This window comes from Lederbergia graminis (assembly GCF_042655485.1).
In the GTDB taxonomy this organism is placed as follows: domain Bacteria; phylum Bacillota; class Bacilli; order Bacillales; family Bacillaceae_C; genus Lederbergia; species Lederbergia graminis.
In genome coordinates this window covers 43,052-50,788 of sequence record NZ_JBHSMC010000028.1, presented here as the reverse complement: position 1 = coordinate 50,788, position 7,737 = coordinate 43,052, and the positions used below count along the sequence as shown (strand labels likewise).

Here is a 7,737-nt window from a genome sequence, read left to right as displayed (position 1 = left end):
GGTCATCATCATGTCCTCCGTTTAAATGGTTTCTTGGTCGAAAACATTGTATCACGGGTCATGGTGATGACCTATTCTTTTTACACAATTATATGGACTTAATCGACTTTCTCGCTTCGAGGGCTTTATTCCAGGCGAATAGTTACCTGTTTTTGAATTTTCCCCTCTCAAGGGCACTATTCACAGCGAATAGGTACCTCTTTCAGGACTTTCTCCACTCAAGGGCTTTATTCCAGGCGAATAGGTACCTCTTTCAGGATTTTCTCTGCTCAAGGGCTTTATTCCAGGTGAATAGTACCTGCTTTAACCTTTTTCCCCACTCAAGGGCTTTATTCATGACGAATAACTACCGCAAAACTTAATTTCTCATTAAAAGGTCACTATTCTTAAAGAATTCGACTAACCCTTTCGCCCACCACGTTTTTTCCTTGCTGCTGAAGACTTGTTGTCGTATGATTTTTTCTTTTTCTTGCGTGGTGGTCTTGTGCTCCATTCTCCGTCGTCGAATGAATTATTCACTTCGGAATTGTTGTCGCGAGCTCCACCTTTTTTCGTGGAACGATCATCTCTCCGTCGTCCTTTGCCGGTGCCACCATCATTACCTGCGCTCTTTAACTTTACGATTCGTGGTTTAGAAGATTCATCTTCATTGCGCTTGCGATTATTTTTCATTCCGACTATCTCAAAATCGATGTCATGTTCGTCTTTGTTAACTTTAATTACACGGACCGTAATTTCGTCCCCGATTCGGAAGACGTTACCTGTTCTCTCCCCAATCATGGCGAAATGACGTTCGTCGTAACGATAGTAATCATCCGTCATATAGCTGACATGGACAAGACCTTCAATAGTATTTGGAAGCTCGACGAACATACCAAAGTTCGTAACAGAGCTAATTATCCCATCAAACTCTTCGCCAATTTTATCTTCCATAAACTCAGCTTTTTTCATTTCATCTGTATCACGTTCAGCATCAACAGCACGGCGTTCACGCTTAGATGTATGATCCGCAATATCAGGAAGTAATGCATTCCACTTTTCACGTGTTGCATCGTCCAGCTTGCCTTCGATTAAATATGTGCGTATTAGGCGATGCACAATTAAATCTGGGTAACGGCGGATTGGTGATGTAAAATGTGTGTAAAAATTCGTCGACAATCCAAAGTGACCGAGACTTTCAGGGTCATATTTTGCTTGTTGCATGGAACGGAGCATAACAGTAGAGATAACCATCTCTTCTGGCTTTCCTTGCACAGCTTCAATAATTTCCTGCAAAGCACGTGGGTGAACAGCATTTGCAGTACCACGTACAATCAAACCAAAATTCGTAATGAATTCAAAGAAGCGTTGCAGCTTATCTTCTTTCGGATCTTCATGGATACGGTAAATGAACGGCACATCTAACCAATGAAAATGCTCGGCAACTGTTTCGTTTGCGATAAGCATAAACTCTTCGATTATCCGTTCTCCGATTGAACGTTCACGAATGACCACATCTGTTGGTTTCCCGTCGTCATCCACTAGAACTTTAGCTTCTTTAAAATCAAAATCAATTGCGCCACGTTTCATCCGCTTATTTTGCAAAACACCTTGCAGTTCTTCCATTAACTCAAACATTGGCACAAGAGATTCGTACTTATTACGCAACTCTTCGTCTTTTTCAATTAATATTTTATTAACATCAGAGTAGGTCATCCGCTCGGTTGTTTTTATCACACTTTGAAAAATTTCATGGCTGACAACTTCCCCTTGATCGTTTATTTCCATTTCACAGGAAAGTGTAAAGCGATCTACTTGCGGATTTAATGAACAAATCCCATTTGATAAGCGATGAGGAATCATCGGAATCACGCGGTCAACTAAATATACACTTGTACTACGCTCATAAGCTTCCTGATCAATCGCTGATCCTTCCTTCACATAGTGACTTACATCTGCGATATGTACACCAAGTTTATAATTTCCATTCTCTAACTTCTTCAACGTGACCGCATCATCAAGGTCTTTTGCATCTGCACCATCAATGGTTACAATGGTTTCGCCCCGTAAATCACGTCGCTTTGGAATATCTGCTTCATCTACCGTCTCCGGAATTTGATTTGCTTCATCCATCACTTCATCTGGAAATGCTAATGGTAAATCATGCTGGTGGATAATCGATAAAATATCCACACCTGGGTCATTTTTGTGCCCAAGAATTTGAACAATTTCTCCTTCAGCGTTTTTACGTTCTTCTGGAAAAGTTGTAATGTTGACGACAACTTTATGACCATCAACCGCACCCATATCAGCACTCTTTGGAATAAAAATATCATCTGCAATCTTTTTATCATCCGGAATAACGAACCCAAAGCTTTTACTCGCAGAATAGGTTCCTACAATTTTTTGAGAACCACGTTGCAGAATTCGCACAACAGCTCCTTCACGACGTGTACCCGAACTTCCAATTGCAACACGAACTAATACACTATCACCATGCATCGCACCATTTTTCTCATGAGGAGGGATGAAGATGTCATCTAAACCTTTTTCCTCTGGAATTAGAAATGCAAAACCTTTCGCATGGCCAGATAATGTCCCTCGAATCAGATTCATCTTCTCCGGAAGACCATAGCGATTGCTGCGAGTTCTAACGACGAGACCTTTCTCTTCCATTTGGACAAGTGTTTTTACAAGATCTTTAAAATCCACGGCATCTGTAATTTCAAATGCTTCTTCTAGTTCTTGTACGGTTAGAGGCTTATATGCTTCTTCCTTCATATAGGACAAAACTTTTTCCTCAAATTCTTTTAGCTTTTCGCTCATCTTCGTCCCTCCATTCGACTATACCGACCAATCAAGACTTTCTAAAAATTGATAGATGTCTTCATGTAACTCTTCCTTTTCTGGACCAAGCGTAATAACATGTCCAGAGTTTTCATACCATTTTAATTTTTTCTGAGTAGATTCTGCCTGCTCAAAAATAATATTTGCACTGTTTGTGTTAATCATTTTATCGTGTCTCGCTTGTACAACAAAAAGTGGGGCATATGTCATGTCGACATTATCTCGTACATCAGCCATTAATTGTTGTAGTGCTTTTAAAGTATTCATTGGTGTTTTCCGAAATTCCTGCATCTCTGCTTCTATTTGGTCTTCCTCTTTACCTTCGAATTTCTTGAAGTCGCGAGCATATTCTAGAACTCCTTCATACATCACTTCTTCACTTTTTATATACATAGGTGCACACATTGGAATTATTCCCTTTACAGGTACAGTGTAACCTAGTTTTAAAGAAAATACCCCGCCTAATGATAATCCAGCAACAGCAATCTCTTCATATCCTTTATCTTTCAGTAAATTGTATCCATCCATCACATCTTGCCACCAATCCTCCGGACCAGTATGGACAAGCTGTTCTGGTGGAACGCCATGGCCTTTATAATGTGGTGCATGGCTTGTATATCCCTTTTTCTCTAAAAACCTTCCTAGCATCCTTACATCTGCACTATTTCCAGTAAAACCGTGTAATAGTAAAACCGCACGTTTGCCAGCCTCAAAGGTAAATGGCTGTGGTAGTTTCATTCTCATATGTATAAAACCTTCCAATCTGTTGTACTAATTATTATTTGTCTATCTTATTTTTATCAAACTATACAAAAACAATCCAGAAATACGTTTATTATGGTTATTGTATTATTTTATATTGAAACCCTCTTTTATTGAAAAATAAAAAACCTGGCCTACTAAAGACCAGGTTTGTCCGTTTGCTTTATGCAGATACCATTGTAACTCCTATTGTTAATAGGAAGAAAAGTACGGATAGCACTACAGTGATACGGTGAAGGATCAAGTCCATTCCTCGTGCTTTTTGCTTTCCGAACAACTGCTCAGCACCACCAGAAATCGCTCCAGAAAGACCAGAACTTTTTCCTGATTGTAATAAAACGACAGCAATAAGTGCAATAGAATCAATAATAAGTAGTGTTAATAATAATGCTTCCATTGAAGTGCCCCCCAAGACGAACATAAAAAGATACTTTAAATGTACCATAAACACGCTATCAGTACAAGCACATTTTAAAAGGGGTAGTTCATTGGAACCACCCCTAAAAAATTACTTGGAAATGTTATAGAATGTTTTTGCTCCAAGGTATTGTGCAGTGTCAGCCAATTGATCTTCGATGCGAAGTAATTGATTGTATTTAGCTACACGGTCTGTACGTGATGGAGCACCAGTCTTGATTTGACCAGCATTTGTAGCAACAGCGATATCCGCAATTGTGCTATCTTCTGTTTCACCAGAACGGTGAGAGATAACTGCAGTGTAACCTGCACGTTTTGCCATTTCAATTGCATCAAATGTTTCTGTTAAAGTACCGATTTGGTTTACTTTAATTAAGATAGAGTTACCAACGCCTTCTTCAATACCGCGAGAAAGCTTTTCAGTGTTTGTAACGAATAAGTCGTCACCTACTAATTGAACGCGATTTCCGATACGCTCTGTTAGAAGTTTGTGTCCAGCCCAGTCATTTTCATCTAAACCATCTTCAATAGAAACAATTGGGAATTTGTTAACTAATTCTTCATACCAAGAAACCATTTCTTCAGAAGTTCTAACAATACCTTCACCTTTTAGGTGGTATTTGCCATCTTCTTTGTTGAACAATTCAGATGAAGCAACGTCCATTGCTAGTTTTACTTCTTCGCCAGGCTTATAACCAGCTTTTTCGATTGCTGTCATGATTGTTTCAAGAGCTTCTTCATTAGATTTTAAGTTTGGTGCGAAACCACCTTCGTCACCTACAGCAGTGTTAAGACCTTTTTCTTGTAATACTGCTCTTAAGCTGTGGAAGATTTCAGCGCCCATACGTAGTGCTTCTTTGAAGTTTGGAGCACCAACAGGCATAATCATGAATTCTTGGATATCTACGTTGTTATCCGCATGCTCTCCACCATTTACAATGTTCATCATTGGAACTGGTAGTTGTTTTGCATTGAATCCACCTAGGTATTGATATAACTCAAGGCCTAAGAAATCAGCTGCTGCACGAGCTGCTGCCATAGAAACACCAAGAATTGCATTTGCACCTAGTTTTCCTTTGTTGTCTGTACCATCAAGTTCGATTAACGCTTTGTCAATTCCAATTTGATCTGTAACGTCGAAGCCGATAATTTCTTCAGCAATAATATCATTCACGTTGTTTACTGCTTTTTCAACACCTTTTCCAAGGTAACGGCCTTTATCACCATCGCGAAGCTCAACTGCTTCGTATTCACCTGTTGATGCACCACTTGGAACTAGTGCACGACCAAATGCGCCAGACTCTGTATATACTTCTACTTCTACTGTTGGGTTACCACGGGAATCTAATACTTCACGTGCGTATACTTGTGTAATGAATGGCATGTAAAATCTCTCCTTTTATATAAAAAATTTATTTTTCAATCAATGTGCTACCTGTCATTGCTTCAGGTTTTTCAAGTCCTAATAAGTCTAACATGGTTGGTGCTAAGTCTGCCAAGATTCCGCCATCTCTAACTGTAACACCTTGTTTCGTTACAATTACAGGAACTGGGTTAGTCGTATGAGCAGTCATTGGTGCACCATCTAATGTAACAACTTCATCTGAGTTACCATGGTCTGCTGTAATAATAGCTGATCCACCTTTTGATAGAATCAAGTCTACTACTTTTCCAAGGCACTCATCTACTGCTTCAATAGCTTTTATCGTTGGCTCTAGCATACCTGAATGTCCAACCATATCAGGATTTGCAAAGTTTAAGATAATCGCATCAGTAGTTTCGTTTTCAATTTGCTCACAAAGTGCTTCCGTTACTTCATAAGCACTCATTTCTGGTTTTAAATCATAAGTCGCAACTTTTGGTGAATCGATTAAGATTCTATTTTCACCCGGGAATGTTTCTTCACGTCCACCACTCATAAAGAAGGTAACATGAGGATATTTTTCTGTTTCAGCAATTCTAATTTGTGATAAACCGTTCTCTGAAATCACTTGGCCAAGTGTTTGATCTAGGTTCACTGTTTTAAATGCAACGTACCCATTAACAGATTCAGAGAAATGAGTCATACATACGAAATAAAGATTTTTTGGCATATTTGGTCCGCGGTCAAAGCCTAAAAACTCTTCATTTGTAAATACATTTGAAATTTGAATTGCACGGTCAGGTCTGAAGTTATAGAAAATAACTGCATCCTCATCATCTACAGTAGCAACTGGCTTCCCATCTGCATCTGTCATCACAGATGGAATCGCAAACTCATCAAAAATTCCGTGATCATAAGAATCTTTGATCATCTCTAATGGATCAGAATATACTGGTCCTTCTCCATAAGCCATTGCACGGTAAGCTTTTTCTACACGATCCCAACGCTTGTCTCTATCCATGGAATAAAAGCGCCCTGAAATCGTAGCAATTTTACCTACACCGTATTCAGCAATCTTTTCTTGAGTTGCTTTAATATATTTTTCAGCGGTTTTTGGTCCAACATCACGGCCGTCTAAAAATGCATGGATGTATACATCTTTTACATCTTGATCCGCAGCTAATTTTAGCAAAGCAAAAAGATGTTCAATATGACTGTGTACGCCGCCATCTGAAAGTAGACCGAATAAATGAAGCTTTTTGCCGTTTTTCTTCACATGATTAATTGCTTCTTGGAATGTATCATTTTTTACAAATTCTCCATTCCGAATCGCAAGGTTTACACGTGTTAAACTTTGATAAACAATTCTTCCTGCACCGATATTTAAGTGACCTACTTCGGAATTCCCCATTTGTCCTTCCGGAAGGCCAACAGCTTCACCACTAGCAGTGAGCTGATTATGAGGGAATGTATTCCAATAACGATCAAAATTCGGTTTGTTTGCTTGAGCTACTGCATTACCCATTGTTTCAGTACGGCAACCGAAACCATCTAGAATAATGAGTGCAACTGGTGCTTTCTTACTCATTGCCACTTGCCTCCAATAATTGAAGGAAAGAAGCAGCTTCTAAACTCGCACCACCAACAAGTGCTCCATCAATATCTGGTTGATTCATATATTCTTTAATGTTTTCAGGTTTTACACTACCACCATATTGGATTCTAATCGCATCTGCAGCTGCTTTAGAGAATAATTTCTCCACTACTTGGCGGATATGTGCGCAAACTTCATTTGCATCTTCTGCTGTAGAAGATTTACCTGTTCCAATTGCCCAAATTGGTTCATAAGCAATAACAGTTTCTTTTACTTGCTCTTCAGTTAAACCTTGAAGTGCTTTTTCCACTTGAGTGCCTACAAGTTGCGTAGTTTCATTATTTTCACGTTGTTCTAATGTTTCCCCTACACAAACAATTGGTGTTAAACCATGTTTGAAAGCAGCGTGTGTTTTTTGGTTAACTGTCTCATCCGTTTCAGCAAACATTTCACGACGCTCAGAATGACCTAGAATAACGTAAGAAACACCAAGATCTTTTAAAGCAACCGGGCTAACCTCACCAGTAAATGCACCATTTTCTTCAAAATGCATATTTTGAGCACCTATTTTTACATCAGTATTAGCAACAGCATCAACTAATTGACCTAAAAATAAAGCTGGTGAACAAATAACTGCATCTACTTTATCTTGTGAAGGAACTGCTCCTTTTACTTCATTTGCAAAATCGAGTGATTCCTGTAATGTTTTATTCATTTTCCAGTTACCGGCAATAATCGGTTTTCTCATACGATTTCATCCTTCCATAACAGAGAA

At 39.0% G+C, this 7,737-nt stretch carries 6 protein-coding genes; all 6 read right to left on the bottom strand.

What is annotated here, in order from left to right; all coding sequences use genetic code 11:
* Positions 1 to 399 precede the first annotated feature (399 nt).
* Positions 400 to 2,805 carry a ribonuclease R gene (gene rnr, locus ACFPM4_RS18025; RefSeq protein WP_382354892.1) on the bottom strand — a complete coding sequence of 802 codons (2,406 nt, stop codon included), beginning with the start codon at positions 2,803 to 2,805 and terminating at the stop codon, positions 400 to 402.
* Positions 2,806 to 2,823: 18 nt separating this feature from the next.
* On the bottom strand, positions 2,824 to 3,570 hold the full coding sequence (locus ACFPM4_RS18020) for an alpha/beta hydrolase (RefSeq protein WP_382354889.1): 747 nt from the start codon (positions 3,568 to 3,570) through the stop codon (positions 2,824 to 2,826).
* Between the two features lie 181 nt (positions 3,571 to 3,751).
* Positions 3,752 to 3,985 carry a preprotein translocase subunit SecG gene (gene secG / locus ACFPM4_RS18015; protein ID WP_144923918.1) on the bottom strand — a complete coding sequence of 78 codons (234 nt, stop codon included), beginning with the start codon at positions 3,983 to 3,985 and terminating at the stop codon, positions 3,752 to 3,754.
* 111 nt (positions 3,986 to 4,096) lie between these two features.
* On the bottom strand, positions 4,097 to 5,389 hold the full coding sequence (eno, locus tag ACFPM4_RS18010) for a phosphopyruvate hydratase (protein WP_144923915.1): 1,293 nt from the start codon (positions 5,387 to 5,389) through the stop codon (positions 4,097 to 4,099).
* Between the two features lie 28 nt (positions 5,390 to 5,417).
* Positions 5,418 to 6,956, bottom strand: a complete 1,539-nt coding sequence (gene gpmI, locus ACFPM4_RS18005; RefSeq protein ID WP_144923912.1) for a 2,3-bisphosphoglycerate-independent phosphoglycerate mutase — start codon at positions 6,954 to 6,956, stop codon at positions 5,418 to 5,420.
* Positions 6,949 to 7,710: a triose-phosphate isomerase gene (gene tpiA, locus ACFPM4_RS18000; RefSeq protein WP_144923909.1), complete on the bottom strand. Its 762-nt coding sequence runs from the start codon at positions 7,708 to 7,710 to the stop codon at positions 6,949 to 6,951. The genes gpmI and tpiA overlap by 8 nt, the downstream gene beginning before the upstream one ends.
* Positions 7,711 to 7,737: the final 27 nt, after the last annotated feature.